The 17950-nt window shown below is 67.2% G+C and carries 20 protein-coding genes; 7 read left to right on the top strand and 13 right to left on the bottom strand.

From position 1 onward, the window contains the following. Nucleotides 1–75: 75 nt before the first annotated feature. A complete protein-coding gene (locus AC1DQJ_RS06475) occupies nucleotides 76–744 on the top strand; it encodes a glutathione S-transferase (protein ID WP_477601432.1) in 669 nt (222 codons plus the stop codon). Here the strand turns inward: AC1DQJ_RS06475 and AC1DQJ_RS06470 are convergent. From AC1DQJ_RS06470 to AC1DQJ_RS06430, 9 genes are read right to left on the bottom strand one after another with little or no spacing between them, the layout of a single operon-like run. Then, entirely contained in the window at nucleotides 741–1142 is a 402-nt protein-coding gene (locus tag AC1DQJ_RS06470; protein WP_477601430.1) for a HesB/IscA family protein, read from the bottom strand. The genes AC1DQJ_RS06475 and AC1DQJ_RS06470 overlap by 4 nt on opposite strands. An 18-nt stretch (nucleotides 1143–1160) precedes the next feature. Continuing rightward, the gene (locus AC1DQJ_RS06465; protein ID WP_477601428.1) at nucleotides 1161–1523 is read right to left on the bottom strand and encodes an SUF system Fe-S cluster assembly protein; all 363 of its coding nucleotides are present in this window, start codon (nucleotides 1521–1523) and stop codon (nucleotides 1161–1163) included. 8 nt (nucleotides 1524–1531) lie between these two features. Then, a complete protein-coding gene (locus tag AC1DQJ_RS06460) occupies nucleotides 1532–2746 on the bottom strand; it encodes an aminotransferase class V-fold PLP-dependent enzyme (protein WP_477601426.1) in 1215 nt (404 codons plus the stop codon). Nucleotides 2747–2749: 3 nt separating this feature from the next. After that, complete coding sequence (sufD, locus tag AC1DQJ_RS06455; RefSeq protein ID WP_477601424.1) at nucleotides 2750–3781, bottom strand: Fe-S cluster assembly protein SufD; 1032 nt, start codon at nucleotides 3779–3781, stop codon at nucleotides 2750–2752. Then, nucleotides 3778–4524 (bottom strand): Fe-S cluster assembly ATPase SufC, encoded by a 747-nt coding sequence (sufC, locus tag AC1DQJ_RS06450; RefSeq protein ID WP_477601422.1) that lies wholly within the window; start codon nucleotides 4522–4524, stop codon nucleotides 3778–3780. Before sufC ends, sufD begins: the two co-directional genes overlap by 4 nt. Further along, nucleotides 4524–4898 (bottom strand): hypothetical protein, encoded by a 375-nt coding sequence (locus AC1DQJ_RS06445; RefSeq protein WP_477601420.1) that lies wholly within the window; start codon nucleotides 4896–4898, stop codon nucleotides 4524–4526. Before AC1DQJ_RS06445 ends, sufC begins: the two co-directional genes overlap by 1 nt. 26 nt (nucleotides 4899–4924) lie before the next feature. Next, nucleotides 4925–6394 (bottom strand): Fe-S cluster assembly protein SufB, encoded by a 1470-nt coding sequence (gene sufB / locus AC1DQJ_RS06440; RefSeq protein WP_477601418.1) that lies wholly within the window; start codon nucleotides 6392–6394, stop codon nucleotides 4925–4927. A 13-nt stretch (nucleotides 6395–6407) separates the two neighbouring features. Continuing rightward, entirely contained in the window at nucleotides 6408–7541 is a 1134-nt protein-coding gene (locus AC1DQJ_RS06435; protein ID WP_477601416.1) for a cysteine desulfurase family protein, read from the bottom strand. Next, entirely contained in the window at nucleotides 7538–7984 is a 447-nt protein-coding gene (locus AC1DQJ_RS06430; RefSeq protein ID WP_477601414.1) for an Rrf2 family transcriptional regulator, read from the bottom strand. The genes AC1DQJ_RS06435 and AC1DQJ_RS06430 overlap by 4 nt, the downstream gene beginning before the upstream one ends. 178 nt (nucleotides 7985–8162) lie before the next feature. On the opposite strand from AC1DQJ_RS06430, the gene AC1DQJ_RS06425 reads away from it, so the two are divergent. Further along, a complete protein-coding gene (locus AC1DQJ_RS06425; RefSeq protein WP_477601412.1) occupies nucleotides 8163–8813 on the top strand; it encodes an alpha/beta hydrolase in 651 nt (216 codons plus the stop codon). 41 nt (nucleotides 8814–8854) lie between these two features. On the opposite strand, the gene AC1DQJ_RS06420 is transcribed toward AC1DQJ_RS06425, so the two are convergent. Then, on the bottom strand, nucleotides 8855–10156 hold the full coding sequence (locus tag AC1DQJ_RS06420) for an amidohydrolase (protein WP_477601410.1): 1302 nt from the start codon (nucleotides 10154–10156) through the stop codon (nucleotides 8855–8857). Between the two features lie 13 nt (nucleotides 10157–10169). Further along, the gene (locus AC1DQJ_RS06415) at nucleotides 10170–11282 is read right to left on the bottom strand and encodes an anhydro-N-acetylmuramic acid kinase (protein WP_477601409.1); all 1113 of its coding nucleotides are present in this window, start codon (nucleotides 11280–11282) and stop codon (nucleotides 10170–10172) included. A 189-nt stretch (nucleotides 11283–11471) separates the two neighbouring features. On the opposite strand from AC1DQJ_RS06415, the gene tyrS reads away from it, so the two are divergent. The 4 genes from tyrS (at nucleotide 11472) to AC1DQJ_RS06395 (ending at nucleotide 15313) form a co-directional block, all read left to right on the top strand. Beyond that, the gene (gene tyrS / locus AC1DQJ_RS06410; RefSeq protein ID WP_477601407.1) at nucleotides 11472–12779 is read left to right on the top strand and encodes a tyrosine--tRNA ligase; all 1308 of its coding nucleotides are present in this window, start codon (nucleotides 11472–11474) and stop codon (nucleotides 12777–12779) included. Nucleotides 12780–12966: 187 nt separating this feature from the next. Beyond that, the gene (locus AC1DQJ_RS06405) at nucleotides 12967–13431 is read left to right on the top strand and encodes a peroxiredoxin (RefSeq protein WP_477601405.1); all 465 of its coding nucleotides are present in this window, start codon (nucleotides 12967–12969) and stop codon (nucleotides 13429–13431) included. 294 nt (nucleotides 13432–13725) lie between these two features. Then, on the top strand, nucleotides 13726–14889 hold the full coding sequence (locus AC1DQJ_RS06400; RefSeq protein WP_477601403.1) for a M23 family metallopeptidase: 1164 nt from the start codon (nucleotides 13726–13728) through the stop codon (nucleotides 14887–14889). Further along, a complete protein-coding gene (locus tag AC1DQJ_RS06395) occupies nucleotides 14870–15313 on the top strand; it encodes a bactofilin family protein (RefSeq protein ID WP_477601401.1) in 444 nt (147 codons plus the stop codon). Before AC1DQJ_RS06400 ends, AC1DQJ_RS06395 begins: the two co-directional genes overlap by 20 nt. Here AC1DQJ_RS06395 and AC1DQJ_RS06390 read toward each other — a convergent pair. Next, nucleotides 15310–16017, bottom strand: a complete 708-nt coding sequence (locus tag AC1DQJ_RS06390) for a 2-phosphosulfolactate phosphatase (protein ID WP_477601399.1) — start codon at nucleotides 16015–16017, stop codon at nucleotides 15310–15312. The genes AC1DQJ_RS06395 and AC1DQJ_RS06390 overlap by 4 nt on opposite strands. A gap of 142 nt (nucleotides 16018–16159) precedes the next feature. Between AC1DQJ_RS06390 and AC1DQJ_RS06385 the strand changes: the two genes are divergently transcribed. Continuing rightward, nucleotides 16160–16795, top strand: a complete 636-nt coding sequence (locus tag AC1DQJ_RS06385; protein WP_477601397.1) for a hypothetical protein — start codon at nucleotides 16160–16162, stop codon at nucleotides 16793–16795. 16 nt (nucleotides 16796–16811) lie between these two features. Here AC1DQJ_RS06385 and prfB read toward each other — a convergent pair. Then, nucleotides 16812–17934, bottom strand: a protein-coding gene (gene prfB, locus AC1DQJ_RS06380) for a peptide chain release factor 2 (protein ID WP_477601396.1) whose coding sequence is annotated in 2 segments (ribosomal slippage) — nucleotides 16812–17864 and nucleotides 17866–17934 — 1122 coding nt in all. Because the reading frame shifts where the segments join, the coding sequence is not laid out codon by codon here. Between the last annotated feature and the right edge of the window lie 16 nt (nucleotides 17935–17950).

Here is a 17950-nt window from a genome sequence, read left to right as displayed (position 1 = left end):
GTCGGCGCCTCGCCAAGGCCTTGCACCCAATCCCTTACGATGTAAATTTCACTGCCTTTCCCTGGGGGCTTCCGGATGCTCACCGTTCACCATCTCAACAACTCCCGCTCGCAGCGCGTGCTCTGGCTGCTGGAGGAGTTGGAACTGCCCTATGAGATCAAACCCTATCAGCGCGATCCGACGACCATGCTGGCCCCGCTGGTGCTGCGCGCGGTGCATCCGCTTGGCAAGTCGCCGGTGGTGACTGAGGGTGACCTCACCGTCGCCGAGACCGGGGCCATCGTCGAATGGATCCTCGATCGCTACGGCCAGGGACGCCTGGTTCCGCCGACGGGCACGGCGGAGAAGCTGCGCTGGACCTATTGGCTGCACTACGCGGAAGGCTCGGCCATGCCGCCGCTGTTGCTGAAGCTGGTGTTCGGCCGCCTGCCGGCCAGCGCCCCTGCCCTGCTGCGCCCGATCGTCAACGCCATCGCCGGGCGCGCGCAGTCGAGCTTCATCGACCCCAATCTGAAGGCCCATTTCGACTACTGGGAGGCGGAGCTCGGAAAGGCCGAATGGTTCGCGGGCGACCAGTTCAGCGCCGCCGACGTGATGATGAGCTTTCCGGTGGAGGCGGCCGCCGATCGCGCCGGTGCGCTGCAGGGCCGTCCCCGGCTCAAGGCGTTCCTGGACGAGATCCACGCCCGCCCCGCCTATCGCAGGGCCCTGGAACGCGGCGGGCCGTACGCCTACGCGGACTAGGCGTCGTGCGCCTTGGCCGGCTCGATGGTGACGCTCTCGCCGCAGCCGCAGGCGTCGGTCTCGTTCGGGTTGCGGAACACGAACTTGGCCGAGAGCTTGGTGGTCACGTAGTCGATCTCGGTGCCGATCAGGAACAGCACCGCCTTGGGTTCGACCAGGATGGTGACGCCCTTGTCCTCGACCACCTCGTCCAGCGGCCCGGCCTCTTCGGCGTATTCGAGGACGTACTCCTGGCCGGCGCAGCCGCCGTTCTTCACCCCGACGCGCAGGCCGGCATAGGGCTTCTCGGCCCGATCCATGATCTCGCGCACGCGCTCGGCCGCCGTGTCCGACAGGGTCACGACCTTGGGCCGCGGGCGGCGCGCACGGGGCGCAGGGGTGAGGGACAGATCGCTCATGCTCGTTCCTATATGGGGTCAGAACATGTTGAGTTGAAGTTTCGCCTCGTCCGACATCCGCGAAGAGTCCCATGGCGGATCGAACACCAGCTCGACCGTGACGTTGCGAATGCCGGGGATCTCACGAACCGCGTCCTGCACCCAGCCGGGCATTTCACCGGCCACCGGGCATCCCGGCGCGGTCAGGGTCATGTCGATCGCCACGTCCTTATCGTCGGACACGTCGACCTTGTAGATCAGCCCAAGCTCGTAGATATCGACCGGGATTTCGGGGTCGAACACCGTCTTCAGCTTCTCGATGAGCTGGTCGGTCAGCGCATCGAGCTCAGCTTGCGACAGCGGCGTCGTGGTGGTCGGCTCGATGGAGGCGGCGTCGTCCATGATCATACTCAAGCGAAAAAGGCCTGGGTGCGGGTCAGCGCGTCGACGAATGCGTCGGCCTCCCCTTCCGTATTATATAGGGCGAAGGATGCGCGAGCGCTTGCGGTAAGGCCGAAACGCCGCATGAGCGGCTCGGCGCAGTGGGTTCCGGCGCGCACTGCCACCCCGTAGCGATCCAGGATTTGGGCCACGTCGTGGGCGTGGGCGCCGTCGACGGTGAAGGCCATGATCGCCCCCTTGCCGGGCGCTTCGCCCAACACCCGCAGCCAGTTGGAGCCCTTCAGGCCCTCGCGGACCCGCGCATAGAGGCGGGACTCGTGCTCGGCGGCTGCCTTGCGGTCGAGGCCGTTCAGCCACTCCACCGCCGCGCCCAGGCCAATGGCCTCGATGATCGGCGGCGTACCGGCTTCGAAGCGATGGGGCGGATCGGCGTAGGTGATCGATTCCAGGCGCACCTCGCCGATCATCTCCCCGCCGCCCTGATACGGCGGCAGCTTGGCCAGGGCCTCGGCCTTGCCATAGAGCACGCCGATGCCGGTGGGCCCGTAGAGCTTGTGGCCGGAGAAGACATAGAAATCGGCGTCCAGCGCTTTCACGTCCACCGCCTGGTGGACCACGCCCTGGCAGCCGTCGATCAGCACCTGCGCGCCGGCCTCGTGCGCCATCCGCACGATATCGGCGACCGGGTTGATGGTGCCCAGCACGTTGGACATGTGGGTCAGGGCGACGACCTTGGTGCGCTCGGTCAGCAGGTCGGGCAAAGCCGCCATGTCGAGCTGGCCGTCGTCGAGCACCGGGATGAACTTCAGCACCACGCCCTTGCGCTCGCGCAGGAAGTGCCAGGGGACGATGTTGGCGTGATGCTCCATCACCGTCAGCAAGATCTCGTCGCCCTCGACGAGAGAGGCGCCGATCCCGGCGGCGACCAGGTTGACCGCCTCGGTCCCGCCCTTGGTGAAGACAATCTCGTGCTCGCCGGCGTTGATGAAGGCGGCGATCGACTTGCGCGCCGCCTCATAGGCGTCGGTGGTCTCGTTGGCCAAGGTGTGCAGGCCGCGGTGGACGTTGGCGTAGGAGCCCTCCATCACCGCCACCATGGCGTCAATCACCGCCCGCGGCTTCTGGGCCGAGGCGGCGCTGTCCAGATAGACCAACGGCTTGCCGTTGACCTGGCGCTTCAGGATCGGGAACTGGGCGCGAACGGCTTCTACGTCGAAGGCCATGCCCTAAAGCTCCAACCGTTGGCCGGCCCAGACCTGGGCCGCTTCGCGCACAGTGTCGTGCTCGATCCGGTCGATCACCTCGCCAATGAAGGCCTGGGTCAGCAGCGCCCGCGCCACGTCTTCGGGCATGCCGCGCTGCTCGGCGTAGAACAGCGCATCCTCGTCGAGCGCGCCGATGGTGTTGCCGTGGGCGCATTGCACGTCGTCGGCGAAGATCAGCAGCTCAGGCTTGGCGTCGACCTCAGCCTTGTCCGACAGGATCAGGGCGTGGTGGCCCATCCGCGCATCGGTCTGGTCGGCGCCCTCGGCGACGACGATGCGGCCCTGGAACACGCCCCGCGACTGATCGCGCACGACGCCCTTGGTCAGCTGAGTGGTGGTCCCGTCGACGCCCTGGTGCTCGACCACGGTGGTCAGGTCGGCGTTGTGTTGGCCTTCCAGCAGATAGGCTCCGTCCAGCCGCACCGAAGCGTGCGCGCCCGGATGGTTGACCCGCGTCTCGATCCGCTGACGACGCGCGCCATGGGTCAGGGTGGTCTGGGCGAAGGAGGCCTGCGGGCCCAGCTCCACGGTCGCATCGACCACGGATACGCCCTCGGCGTGGTCGTCGGCGAACACCACGCGCTCGACGCGCGCGCCCTTAGCCAGGCGGATGTTGACCATGGTGTTGGCCAGGTAGCCGGCGGCCTTGCCTTCATAGCTCTCGACCAGGGTCAGTTTGGCGTTCTCGCCCACCGTCACCCAGAGCTCGGCGTTGTGCGCGCCGGCCTCCGGCGCCGACAGGAAGCGCCAGGCGACGAACCGCTCCTGGCCCGCCTCGACGTCGAGATCGGTGGGGCCGCGGCCGTTGACGACACCGACGACCATGTCGACCTCGTCGGCCAGCGGGCTTTCCCAGGCCCAGGCCTTGCCTTCGCCCGAGGCGGCGGGGATCTGGCGGATCAGGCCGCGCAGGTCGGTCCAGCGCCAGTCCTCGTCACGCCTGCTGGGCAGCAGGCCGGCGTCGCCAGAGGTGATGGCCGAAGCTACGCTCACGCGGCCCTCGCGTACTTGTCGTAGCCTTCGCGTTCCAGTTCGAGGGCCAGCTCCGGCCCGCCGGAGGCGACGATCCGACCCGCCGAGAGCACGTGCACGCGGTCGGGTTTGATGTAGTCGAGCAGCCGCTGATAATGGGTGATCACCAGCATCGCGCGGTCGGGCGCGCGCATGGCGTTGACGCCCTCGGAGACGATCTTCAGCGCGTCGATATCGAGCCCGGAATCGGTCTCGTCGAGGATCAGCAGGCGAGGCGAAAGCATCGCCATTTGAAAAATTTCCATTCGCTTCTTCTCGCCGCCGGAGAAGCCGACATTGAGCGCCCGCTTGAGCATCTCGAAGTCGATCTTCAGCGAGGCCGCGGTGGCCCTGGCAAGCTTCAGGAATTCAGGCGCGGTGACTTCCGGCTCGCCGCGCGCCTTGCGCTGGGCGTTCATCGCGGTGCGGATGAAGGTCAGGGCCGGAACGCCAGGGATTTCCAGCGGATACTGGAACGACAGGAACACGCCCTTGGCAGCGCGCTCGGCCGGTTCGAGGGCCAACAGGTCCTCGCCGTCCAGATTCGCGGTCCCCCCGGTGACCTCATAGCCCTCGCGGCCGGTCAGCACGTAGGACAGGGTCGACTTGCCCGCCCCGTTCGGACCCATGATCGCGTGGACCTCGCCGGCCGGGACGTCCAGCGACAGACCCTTGAGGATCTCTTTGCCGTCGACTTCGGCGCGCAGGTTGGAAATCGAAAGCATCAGTTGGTCTCGTCGGCCAGGTATTCGGCCATCACTTGAAGGGCTTCATCGACCGAACTCACGGTCTGCTGCTTGCGCGGAGCGGCGGTGGCGGTCGTCGCCGTGCGCTTGTCTGCGGCCCGGACATTGGCCGTGCCAGCTTCGAAATAGGCGTCGATCAGGAAGTCGTCGTGGTTCAGCGCGACGGTGTAGCGCCGCAGGCTGAGCGCCAGGCCCTTTTCCTTCAGGAAGCCCTCGTCCCCGGCCAGCACGTTGTAGAGCTGCTCGGCGCGGGCGAGATCCTCTTCCTGTTGCCTGCGTTCGGCCTCTTCACGGGCGTGGCGGACCGCATCGCGGCGGGCGTGCTCGGATTCGAAGGCGCGACGGAGGGACATTGAGAGGGTCTCTGATTTTGTGAAGGTCATCCGACGGACCCTTCGAGGGAGATGGCGACGAGCTTCTGGGCTTCCACGGCGAATTCCATGGGCAGCTCCTGCAGTACATCCTTGACGAAGCCGTTGACGAGCAGCTGCACCGCCTCCTCTTGGCTGAGGCCGCGCTGCATGGCGTAGAACAGCTGGTCTTCGGAGAGCTTGGTGGTGGTCGCTTCGTGCTCGAACACGCACTGGCCGTTGCGCGCCTCGACATAGGGCACGGTGTGGGCCGCGCAGCTCTTGCCGATCAACAGGCTGTCGCACTGGGTGAAGTTGCGCGCGCCCTTGGCCTTGGGGTGAGCTGAGACCAGGCCGCGATAGGTGTTCGACGACTTCCCGGCGCTGATGCCCTTGGAGATGATCCGCGAGCGGGTGTTGGCGCCCAGGTGGATCATCTTGGTGCCGGTGTCGGCCTGCTGTCGCCCGTTGGTGATGGCGATCGAATAGAACTCGCCGACGCTCTCGTTGCCGCGCAGGATGCAGGATGGGTATTTCCAGGTGATCGCCGAGCCGGTCTCTACCTGAGTCCACGACACCTTCGAGCGATCGCCGCGGCAGTCGGCGCGCTTGGTGACGAAGTTGTAGATCCCGCCCTTCCCGGTCTCCGGATCGCCCGGGTACCAGTTCTGCACCGTGGAGTACTTGATCTCGGCGTCGTCCAGGACGACCAGCTCGACCACCGCGGCGTGCAGCTGGTTCTCGTCGCGCATCGGGGCGGTGCAGCCCTCGAGATAGGACACGTAGGCGCCCTTGTCGGCGATGATCAGGGTGCGCTCGAACTGGCCCGAATTCTCCGCATTGATGCGGAAATAGGTCGACAGCTCCATTGGGCAGCGCACGCCCGGCGGCACATAGACGAAGCTGCCGTCGGAGAAGACCGCCGCGTTCAGGCAGGCGTAGTAGTTGTCCGAAACCGGCACCACCGAGCTCAGGTACTTCTGCACCAGCTCGGGATGCTCGCGGATTGCCTCGCTCATCGAGCAGAAGATCACCCCGGCCTCAGCCAGCTCCTTCTTGAAGGTGGTCACCACCGAGACGCTGTCGAACACGGCGTCGACGGCGTAGCGCGGCGCGCCCTGCACGCCGGCCAGCACTTCCTGTTCGCGCAGCGGGATGCCCAGCTTGGCGTAGGTGGCCAGGATGTCGGGGTCGACCTCGTCCAGGCTCTTGGGGCCGTCCTTGCCCTTGGGCGCGGCGTAATAATAGGAGTCCTGGTAGTCGATGCGCGGGAAGTGGACCTTGGCCCAATTGGGCTCATCCATGGCCAGCCAGCGCTCATAGGCGTCCAGTCGCCAGGCCAGCATCCATTCCGGCTCTTCCTTCTTGGCCGAGATGAAGCGGACGATGTCCTCCGATAGCCCCTTGGGCGCGAACTCCTGGTCGATCTGCGTGACGAAGCCGTGCTTGTACTTCTCGAGGCTCTCGACGTGTTCGACGGTTTGTTTGACGGCGGCCATTACTCTTACCTCCTCACGCCGCCGGCGCGCGTTGACGCGCGGCGTGACGGGAATGAACTTGTTCCCAGGCGCGCGCGAACGCCGCCCAGTCTTCTTCGGTGGTGGCCCAGCCGCCCGACACCCGGATCGCGCTTGCGGCAAGGTCGCCCTGCCCCATGGCGCTCAGCACATGGCTGGCCTTCACCTTGCCCGACGAGCAGGCGGAGCCGGCGCTGACCATGATCCCGGCCAGATCCAGGGCCATGACCTGCAGTTCCGAACCCCAGCCGGGGGTCGCGACGCAGAGCGTATTGCCCAGGCGTGGCGAGGCCTCGCCCATTACTATGGCGCCTGCGGCCTTCAGCCGCGCCGCCGCCCCGTCGCGCCAGCCGGCCTCGATCTGGCGATCCCGCAAGGCGGCCAAGGCCGCCGCGCCGAAGCCGACGATCCCCGCGACATTCTCGGTGCCGGCCCGACGGCCGCGTTCCTGCCCGCCACCGTGCTGGCGGCGCACCAGTGTGGCGCGCGGGCCGAATGTCAGGGCGCCCACGCCCTGCGGACCACCGAGCTTGTGCGCCGAGACCACCAGGGTGTCGGCGCCCAGGGCTCGGCTGTCGGTCATGATCTTGCCGGCGCTCTGGATGGCGTCGACGTGCAGCCAACCCTCGGCGGCGCGGACGATCTCGGAGGCCTCGCGAACCGGCTGGATGACGCCGGTCTCGTTGTTGGCGTGCATCAGCGCCACGAACGGGCGGCCATCGGCTACCTCCCAGCGGCCTAGCCGCTCGGCGAGCCAGGCGAGGTCAGCTGTTCCATCCGCCGCCACCGGCAGCACTTCCACCTGCGCGCCGCTGGCCTTGGCGCTCTCCAGCACGCTGTCGTGCTCGATGGCGCTGACGATCAGACGCTTTGAACCGGTGGCCACGGCGCTGTCGATGGCCAGCGCATTGGCTTCCGTGCCGCCCGAGGTGAACACCACGGTAGAGGCCGGGCCGCCGATCAGGGCCGCCACGGCGTTCCGAGCGTCCTCGACCAGGGCGCGCGCGGCGCGGCCGCTGGCGTGCACGGACGAGGGGTTGCCGCCGGCCGCAAGGGCGCGGTTCATCGCCTCGACCGCCTCGGGGCGGATCGACGCGCTGGCGTTGTAATCCAGGTACACGCCGCTCATGCCGCCTCCTCGTGGGGCGCAAGACGGCCGCTGACCAGGTCGGCCAGGGAGACGGAGGCAAGATAGCTTTCCAGGTGCCTGCCCATCTCTTCCCAGAGATCGTGGGTCATGCACCGCTCGCCCTTGAGCATGCAGCCCTTGCCCTGGGTCCCGCAGCGCGTCGCGCGCAGCGGTTCGTCCACGGCCAGGACAATGTCGGCGATGTTGGTCTGTTCGGCGCTCTTGGCGAGCCGATAGCCGCCCCCCGGTCCGCGCAGGCTCTTGACCAGGCCACGGCGCCGTAAGCGGGCGAAAAGCTGTTCCAGATAGGAGAGCGAGATCTGCTGGCGCGTGGCGATTTCAGCCAAGGTGACCGCGCGATCGCCTTCCGCCAACGCGGCCTGCCGGCGCGCGAGGTCGGCCATGGCCATCACCGCATATCGTCCCTTAGTCGAAAGACGCATGTTGCTCCTACAAGCTTAAGCTGCCCGAATGCTTTTTTTCGAGCATTTGCCACGGCCCGTATGTTACAGGCCCCGGCTTGCACGGGGCTTGTCGCCGGAACCGGCCGACGGTCGCGACTTAGGAAGACCGAGCGCGTTAGTCAAGTATTCGGACGCCGCGCCTGACGAGAGGAATGGCATGCCAGAAGTGGTTCTGACCGGCGCGGCCGGGCGGATCGAGGGCCGATACACCCAGGGCAAGAGCCCGACGGCGCCTATCGCGCTGATCCTGCACCCGCATCCCAAGGCCGGCGGGCAGATGAATCACCCTGTGGCGGTGCAGCTCTTCCATCTGTTCATGAAGCGGGGCTTCTCGACCCTGCGCTTCAATTTCCGCGGCGTCGGCCGCAGCCAGGGCGAGTTCGACTCGGGCATCGGCGAGCTGGCCGACGCGGCCACGGCGCTCGATTGGCTGCAGTCGACCAATCCGGCCGCTTCGCAGTGCTGGGTCGCCGGCTACTCGTTCGGCGCCTGGATCGGCATGCAGCTCTTGATGCGCCGCCCGGAGACGGACGGCTTCATCAGCGTCTCGCCGCCGACCAACATGTACGACTTCAGCTTCCTGGCGCCCTGCCCAGCCTCGGGCCTGATCCTGCACGGCAGCGCCGACACCGTCGTGCCGCCGGTGGAGGTCGAGCGCGTGGTCTCCAAGCTGCGCACCCAGAAGGGCATCGTCATCGACCACGAGGTCGTCGACGGCGCCACCCACTTCTGGGCCGAGAACCTGCCCGACGTCGAAAAGCGCGTCGGCGCCTATCTCGACAAACGGATCGAAGCCGATCCGATCTAAGACAAAAGGCCGAGGCGAACGCCTCGGCCTTATTCTTTCGCCTAGCTGCCCTTCAGATAGTCCAGCGCCATCAGCGCCTGGGCGCGCACGCCCACTTCCATGGCCTTCTCGTCGACGTCGAAGAACGGCGAGTGGTTGCCGCCCTTCGGGTTGCCGACGCCCAGGTGGTAGAAGAAGCCCGGGACTTCCTTCTGGAAGTACGAGAAGTCCTCAGCGCCCATGATGTAGTCGATGTCGTCCTGGAACTGGCCTTGCGCGGCGCGGGCCAAGGTCGGGCGCATCTGCGCGCTCAGGTCGCGGTTGTTGTCGGTGACCGGGTTGGGTTGGCCCCAGTTGAGCTTGCCGGTGGCGCCGTAGCGCTCGGAGATCGAGGTCACCGCCTTTTCGGCCCGGCCCATCACGTCGGTGCGCATACCCGGGTCGAAGGTCCGCAGGGTCCCGGTCATGGTCATGTCTTCCGGGATGATGTTGTAGCGCAGCCCGCCGTGCAGCGTGGCCACGGTCAGGACCGTCGGGGTCTTGGAGACATTGATCTGCCGCGAGGTGATCTGGTTGAAGGCGGTCACGATGTCGGCGGTCAGCGACGACATGTCGATCCCCTGCCAGGGCATCGAGCCGTGGGCCTGCTTGCCCTTCAGCTGGATGTCGAAGCGGTCGGAGGCGGCCATCATGGGGCCAGGACGCCAGACCAGCGCGCCGACCGGGCCCGGGAAGGCGTGCAGGCCGAAGATTGCGTCGACCTTGGGCGTCTTCAGCACGCCTTCCTTGATCATCAGCGACGCGCCGCCTTCTTCACCCGGGGGCGCGCCTTCTTCAGCCGGCTGGAAGATGAAGACCACCGTGCCTTCGATCTGGTCCTTCATGCCGGCCAGGATCTCGGCCGTGCCCATCAGGATCGCGACGTGGCTGTCATGGCCGCAGGCATGCATCACCGGCACGGTCTGGCCCATGTACTGGGAGGTGACCTTGGAGGCGAACGGCAGGCCGGTCTGCTCGGCCACCGGCAGGGCGTCCATGTCGGCTCGCAGGGCGACGACCTTGCCGGGCTTGGCACCCTTCAGGACGCCGACCACGCCGGTCTTGCCGACGCCGGTGCGCACCTCGAAGCCCAGCTTGTGCAGGTGATCGGCGACGATCTTGGCAGTCCGCACTTCGTTGTTGGAGAGCTCGGGATGCTCATGGAAATCGCGGCGCCAGGCGATCACCTTCGGCTGCAGGGCCGCCGCCTTGGCGAACACCGCGGCGTCATAGGGCTTGGGCGCAGGCGGCGCCTCCTGGCCAAACGCGGTCCCCGACATCGCCACAGCTGCGGCGACGCCCGCCAGCCAAACCCTCTTCGACATGAATGCTCCTGTTTTAGGCCGTTGGTCGGGCGATGCGCCCGCCGGTCATGGGCGCAGCGACGCCCGTGGTCTTTGGAAATGAAATCGGCAGACCCCGCGCCGTGCGGGCCGCCAGATAGGCGAAGGCCTCGGCCTCGATCGAATCCCCGCGCCAGCCATGATCCTCGGCCCGCGTCACCGGAACCGTCAGCCGCTCGGCGAAGGCCTTCATCAGCACCGGGTTGTGACGCCCGCCGCCGCAGACGATCAGTTCAGTGGGCGCGCCGCCCATAAGCTCGAAGCCGAGCTTCAGCGCCTCAGCCGTGAAGGCCACCAAGGTCGCGGCCGCATCCTCGAGCCGCAACGCCTCCAGCGGCTCCATCGGGAAGTCGTAGCGGTCCAGCGACTTCGGCGGCGGAGCCTGGAAATAGGGATGGGCGAGCAGGCCGTTGAGCACGCCCTCGTCCACCTGGCCGACGCTGGCGTACTTGCCGTCAGGGTCATAGCGGCCGGCCCCGCGCGTCTGCATCAGCAGGTCGATCATGCCGTTGCCAGGGCCAGTGTCGAAGGCCGCGATCTCTTCGCCGCCGGACCAGAAGGTCACATTGGCCACGCCGCCGACGTTCAGCACCGCCAGCGGCGCCGACATGCCCGAAGCCTGGGCCCGCGCCAGATGATAGATCGGGGCCAGCGGCGCGCCTTCCCCGCCGGCCGCCACGTCGGCGGTGCGGAAGTCGTAGGCGACGGGCACGTCGGTCGCGTCCGCCAGCCATTGGGCGTCGCCGAGCTGCACCGTACGGCCGACGCGACCATCCTGCGGGCGCTCGTGCAGCACGGTCTGGCCGTGCATGCCCATCAGGTCGATGTCGGGAAAGGAAAGCCCCTGGGCGGCCAGGAACTCCTGAGCCGCCTCGAAGTGCTCGCGCGCCACCACAGCGGCGGCGGCCTTGAACACATCCGGCTCCGGCGCCTCGCGCGCCCAACCGAACGCGGCCTGGGTCGCCTCCAGGACGATGGCCCGCGTCTCCTCGCTCAATTTGCGCTCGCCGGCCGGTCCGAAAGCGGAAATCGTTTCGCCGTCGGTCTCCAGGATCGCCATGTCGCAGGCGTCCAGGGAGGTGCCGGTCATGAACCCCAGAACTCGCATGCGAGCTTGACTGCCATGCCGCGCGAGCCGTAGCTAGAGGCATGATCATCCGCGCCACCATCGCCGGTCGCTATTACCGCCTGCCCTAGAGCAGGCGCGGATATCCTCTTGCGCCACCCCTGAAAGGTCGGCGCCGCATCCCCCAAGACGAGACGGTCTCCGGCCTGCCGCCGAATAGGAGCCTGTCAGATGCCGCCCGAAGTGCTAGAGCGCCCACCTCAAACTTCTGAGTCAAAGCCCATGTCCGATCAACCGTTCAAGTCCAGCCTGCTGCGCGTCATGCAGGAGCGCGGCTACATCCATCAGATCACCCATCCGGTGGAACTGGACGAGGCCGCCGCCAGCAAGGTGGTCACCGGCTACATCGGGTTCGACGCCACCGCGGCCAGCCTGCACGTGGGCAGCCTGATCCAGATCATGATGCTGCGCCGTCTGCAGCAGGCGGGGCACAAGCCCATCGTGCTGATGGGCGGCGGCACCACCAAGGTCGGCGACCCCACCGACAAGGACCAGTCGCGCCCACTGCTCACCGACGAGCAAATCCAAACGAACATCGCCTCGATCAAGACGGTATTTGCGAAGTTCCTGACCTTCGGCGACGGTCCGACCGACGCGATCATGGTCGACAACGACGAGTGGCTGTCGAAGTTCGGCTACGTCGAGTTCCTGCGGAACTACGGCCTTCATTTCACGGTCAACCGCATGCTGGCCTTCGAGAGCGTCAAGGCGCGGCTCGAGCGCGAGCAGCCGATGACCTTCCTCGAATTCAACTACATGCTCATGCAGTCGGTCGACTTCCTGGAGCTGGCGCGTAAGCACGGCTGCCTGCTGCAGATGGGCGGCTCCGACCAGTGGGGCAACATCGTCAACGGGGTGGAGCTGATCCGCCGCGTCGACCAGAAGGCGTCATTCGGCCTGACCACGCCCCTGCTCTCCACCGCCTCGGGCGTGAAGATGGGCAAGACGGTGGGCGGCGCCGTGTGGCTCAACGCCGACATGCGCAGCCCGTACGACTACTGGCAGTTCTGGCGCAACACCGAGGACGCCGACGTCGGCCGCTTCATGCGCCTGTTCACCGACCTGCCCTTGGACGAGGTCGCCCGCTACGAGGCCATGCAAGGCGCCGACATCAACGAGGCCAAGAAGGTGCTGGCCAACGAGGCCACCCGGATGCTGCACGGCGAGGAGGCCGCAAACGCCGCCTCCGAGGCCGCGCGCGTGGCCTTCGAGGTCGGTTCGGTGTCCGGCGACATGCCAACCCACGAGGTCCCGTCGGCCGACCTGGAGGCCGGCGTCATGCTGGCCGCCCTGGCGGCTGACGCCGGACTGGCCGGTTCCCGCGGCGAGGCTCGCCGCCTTGCCCAGGGCGGCGGCCTGCGGGTCAATGACAAGGCCGAGTCTGACGCTGGCCGCATGATCACGTCCGCCGACCTAGTCGACGGGGTCGTGAAGCTCGCCGCCGGCAAGAAGAAGATCGTGCTCGTAAAGCCGATCTAGCCAACCGCCGGGGGGCCGGGTGACGAGGAGCATCGACCATCGGGCGGGGACCGCGCGCCCCGCCACCTTCGTCATCCTGGCCTCTCTTCGCATGCGCTGAGACCGCCTCTACCAGTAGTCGCCGTCCCCCTTGACGAAACCCGGCCGCGGGCAAATGTGCCCTACCGAGCCAGCCAGGACGATATCCATGACCACCGTGACCGAGGGCGCCGCCGCACCGGCTTTCGAACTGCAGGGCGCCGCCGGGCCGGTGAAGCTGTCCGACTTCGCGGGCAAGCCGCTGGTGGTCTATTTCTATCCGAAGGACGACACCGCCGGCTGCACCAAGGAAGCCCAGGAGTTCACCGCCCTGGCCGCGGACTTCGCCAAGGCGGGGGTCGCCCTGCTTGGCGTTTCGAAGGATAGCTTGGCCAGTCACGCGAAATTTACAGCCAAGTATGATCTGGCGGTGCCGCTGGCCTCGGACCCCGAGGCCGCGATGATCGAAGCCTACGGATCCTGGGGCGAAAAGACCCTCTATGGCCGCAAGTACATGGGCGTCGACCGCTCGACATTCCTGATCGGTCCGGACGGCAAATTCGCCCGAATCTGGCGCAAGGTGCGGGTCCCCGGCCATGCCGCCGAGGTGCTGAAAGCTGCACAATCCCTTTAATGGTTAAGCTTTGCGGCTGCGGCCCCTCGCCGCAGAGCTAGGCCGTTCACACCGCGACGTGACGGAACCCCGCCCTCCGCCGTCTGTTGTAGAATTGTCGCGTGGCCCCTTTATCCCTCCAGGGGCAGCGCGGTTTTTCCTCGCTGGCTAGCGTTGCCGTTCAGGCGTTGTTAACCACGAACAGTAAGACTTGGACGCCGCTCGGCTCGCGCACGTTGCAGCGCGAAGGGCCTTGCACGCTCCCCAAATCTCATCGCATATCGCGGCGTTCCCGAGTTTTCCGTAACCGATACGGTGAGCATGACACGCTTTGCGCGCCTTCGCCGATCGTTTGTAGAGCTGTTCCCAGAGCGACATCTCTACATCCGCTCCGGCGGTGAAATGCGTTCCTTCGTCCTCACCACCGGCCGCCAGATGGCGATCGCCGGAGGGGTCGCCGCCGGCGCACTTTGGATGGGGGTCAGCACCGCGGCGATGATGGTCAACGCTATGGCCGTCTCTAGCCATGACCAGGAACTGGCCCGCATGCAGGCCAAGTCCGAACGCTTGGTCGCCGACCGCGAAGCCCGCCTCAACAGCGCCATGGTGCAACTGACGGCCGCCGAGGGCGGCATTGGCGCGATGGCCGCAATGGTCGAGCGTCGCCACGCCGCGCTGGCCATGCTGCTCACCGAATTCAAGGGCGAACCGGGCGCGCAGGCGGCCCTCACCCCGGCGATCGCCAAGGCTGCCAGCGCCTCGGCCGAGGTCGGCCCGCTCCGCCGCATCGAACTGGTCCGCGCCGGCCAGGAACGCCTGATCGACGCCGCCGACGACTTCGCCAAGACCCGCGCCGACCGTGTCCGCCTGGCCTTCCGCCTGGCCGGCCTGACGCCCTCCTCCTACATGCCCAAGGCCGGCTCGCTGGGAGGGCCGCTGATCGAGGCCAAGGATCCCCGCGCCCTAGCCGCCGTGCTCGACGTGGACGAGGACTTCGCCGGCCGCATCCAGCACGCCGCCACCAATCTCTCGGAAGCCGGCGCCCTGGCCGATGCGGCGTCCAAGCTGCCATTCTCGCGCCCGACGACCGCAGCGGCGCAGACCAGCAGCTACGGCGTGCGGTTCGATCCTTTCACCCGCAGGCCCGCCTTCCATTCGGGCCTCGACTTCGCCGGCCCTACGCGGACGCCGATCTATTCCACCGCGCCCGGCGTGGTCTCGTTCACCGGCGTGCGCTCGGGCTACGGCAACACCATCGAGATCGACCACGGTCGCGGCTTCAAGACCCGGTACGCCCATCTGCAGGCGATCGGGGTCCGGCCGGGCCAGCGGGTCGCCGTCGGCACGCGCATCGGCGGCATGGGTTCCACGGGTCGGTCCACCGGACCGCACCTGCATTACGAGGTCTGGGTCAATGGTCGGGCCCAGAACCCGTCGCGTTTTGTGAAGGCGGGCGATTATGTTCTCCAAGGCGGCTAAGCCGGAAAAGGCTTCCGATATGTCCACCTCGACTGCAGTAGGCGATCCGTCCCGCAAGGCGCCGCTGCCAGCTTCACTGATCAGCCAGGACATCACCTTCGAGGGCGGCATCGCTGGCGAAGGCGACCTGCACGTCGATGGCGTCATCCGCGGCGACGTCCGCGCCGGCCGCCTGACCCTGGGCGACACCGGCCACATCGAAGGCACGGTCCACGCCGACATCGTCGACATCCGCGGTCGGGTGATCGGCGCCATCACCGCCAAGCAGGTGCGCCTGTTCGGCACCGCCTATGTGGACGGCGACATCACCCACGAGCAACTGTCGGTGGAGACCGGCGCGTTCTTCCAGGGCCGCAGCCTGAAGTTCCAGCGCCCCGCTCCAGTGGCGCTCGCTGCGCCCGAGCCCGAGGCCCAGAGCGCCTAAGCCGCATCCTCGTAGGCGCCGCCCCGTAGCACCGGGGCGCAATGGCTGACGTCCAGCTCTGCGGCGATATCGACGTCGAGGGCGTGCTCGCGCTCGATCAGCTCCACGCCTGAGCGGCAGGTGCGCAGGGTCGCCGTCAGGTGCGGCCGTGCCGCCCGGAACGCATCGCGCGCCACGACCGCCTCGGTCTCGCCGTCGAAGCCCAGCGCTTCGATCACCGCGCCAGCGCCGATCCAGTCCTCGATCGCCGGGCGAAGGGAGCCGTCCGGCCAGCGCTCGCCGGCGGGGATCACCGCGATGTCCTCTCGCCCAGCCAGGGCCAGGGCCTTGGCCGCCACCGCGCTGGCGTTTCGCAGGCACCCGGCCAGCACGGTCGCCCGGCCGCAGGCCAGGGACAGCCGCGACCCGTTCGGCGACGGCAGCAACAGCCGCTCTCCTGGATTGAGCTTCATGAGGCTGGCCGGCGACAGGCTGAGTTGGCCGCCCGCCTTGCGGCTCGCCGCCAGCCGTGCGCCGACCCGTTCGGCCTCGGCGCGGGCTGCGTCCTCGTCGCCGTAGGCGAAGGGATGGATCCGCGCCTTGCGGTGCACGGCCACGTCCACGGCCGTGGAGAAGGACAGGATATCGACGATGATCACGACCGCAGAGCGGTCACGCAGCATCTCGACCCCGTTCAGCCCCCACTCGCAATGGACCTTCTGCATTTCCAGACCCCTATGCGGAGATCGAACGCCGATACGCATGCAAATGCAAACTGAGCCTTGGCGCTCCGTTTCATTTGCGCCCCGGAATTGCCGCCGCTTCGCATTTCGGTGTTATCACTTCTTGCAGAGCGGGGGGTGGCGGATGCGGAAGTGGTCGGCGGCAGTGCGGGAATGGCTCGGCCGGCGTCACAGCCTGATCGGACGCATCTTCTTCGAGACAGTAATCGTCTTCATCGGCGTCACGGCCGCCTTCGGGCTGGAGGCCATGCGCCGGCAGTCCGAGGAGGAGACCTATCGGCGCAGCATGATCGCCGCCCTGGCGCCAACCTTGGACGACTTGGTCGCCCACAACGAGGCGTTCCGCCGCGAGGTCTCAGGCAAGCTCGCCACCTTCGACGCCGCGATCGCGCGCCACCAGCAGCCGCCCATTCCGGTCTATCGCGAGCGAGACTCCGAACGTCCGCCGGTCCGCGCCTGGGACGGTGTCGTCTCCACCGGCGCAGCCAAAGCGCTGGAGCCCAGGCTGTTCTTCAGCCTGTCGCTCTTCTACACGCGCCAGGAATCGTATGGCGAACGCTACCTGCGCTACAACGACTTCACCGAGCAAAGGGTCTTCACCCTCGGAGCGGATCACAGCGCCGCCTATGATCCCGCGTCAGGCCGGTTGAAGCCGGAGTTCGCGGCCCACGTCGATCGGCTCCGCGACCTGTTGGTGGTCAATCAATCCCTGACCGCCCAGGCGCGCGAACTCAAGGCCGCGCTCGTCGCGCTCCGCTAGAGCGTGACTGCTGGCGTCAGGCCCCTGCCCCGTCCCGGGTCGAACCGACGCTCTGCGCCAGCGCCGCGCCCATGAACTCGTCGAGATCGCCGTCCAGCACCCCTTGGGTGTCGGAGGTCTCGACGTTGGTCCGCAGGTCCTTCACCATCTGGTACGGCTGCAGGACATAAGAGCGGATCTGGTGGCCCCAGCCGATGTCGGTCTTCAGGTCGTTCATGGCCTGAGCCTCGGCCTCGCGCTTCTGCAGCTCCAGCTCGTAGAGCCGCGCGCGCAGCATCTTCCAGGCTTCTTCACGGTTCTGGTGCTGCGAGCGGCCCATCTGACAGGCCACCACCACGTTGGTTGGAATGTGCGTCAGGCGGACCGCGGAGTCGGTCTTGTTGATGTGCTGACCGCCGGCGCCCGAGGCCCGGTAAGTGTCGGTGCGCACGTCGGAGGGATTGATGTCGATCTCGATGGTGTCGTCGACCACCGGATAGACCCAGACCGAGGCGAAGCTGGTGTGCCGCTTGGCCGCCGCGTCGTACGGCGAGATGCGCACCAGACGGTGTACGCCGGCCTCGCTCTTCAGCCAGCCGTAGGCGTTCGGGCCCTTGATCTGCAGGGTGACCGACTTGATGCCGGCCTGTTCGCCGGACGTCTCCTCGAGGAAATCGACGCTCATGCCGTGGGCGTTGGCCCAACGGCTGTACATGCGCAGCAGCATGCCGGCCCAGTCGTTGGACTCGGTGCCGCCGGCGCCGGAATTGATTTCCACGAAGGCGTCGTTGCCGTCGGCCTCACCTGAAAGCAGCGCTTCCAGTTCGGCGCGCGCGGCGCGCTCCTTGATGGCCTTGAGCTGCCCCCGGGCTTCCTCGAGCGAGGCTTCGTCGCCTTCCTCGTCCGCCATCTCTGCGTAGCCGACGGCGTCGGCGAGGTCGCGCTCAAGCGATCGGACGGCCTCGACCGAGGCGGCCAGCTTGGAGCGTTCGCGGGTAAGCGCCTGAGCGGCGGTGGCGTCGTTCCACAGGGTGGGATCCTCGACGCGGGCGTTCAGCTCATCGAGCTTTCTTAGGGCCGGTTCCCAGTCAAAGTCGCCTCCTGAGCAGTTCGATCGACTGCTCGATGTCGGCCTTGGAGGCCTCGACATCCGCTCTCATGGGAATCTCCGAACCA

Source organism: Phenylobacterium sp. P4_E10 (assembly GCF_056401675.1).
This window is presented reverse-complemented; position numbering and strand designations above follow the sequence as displayed.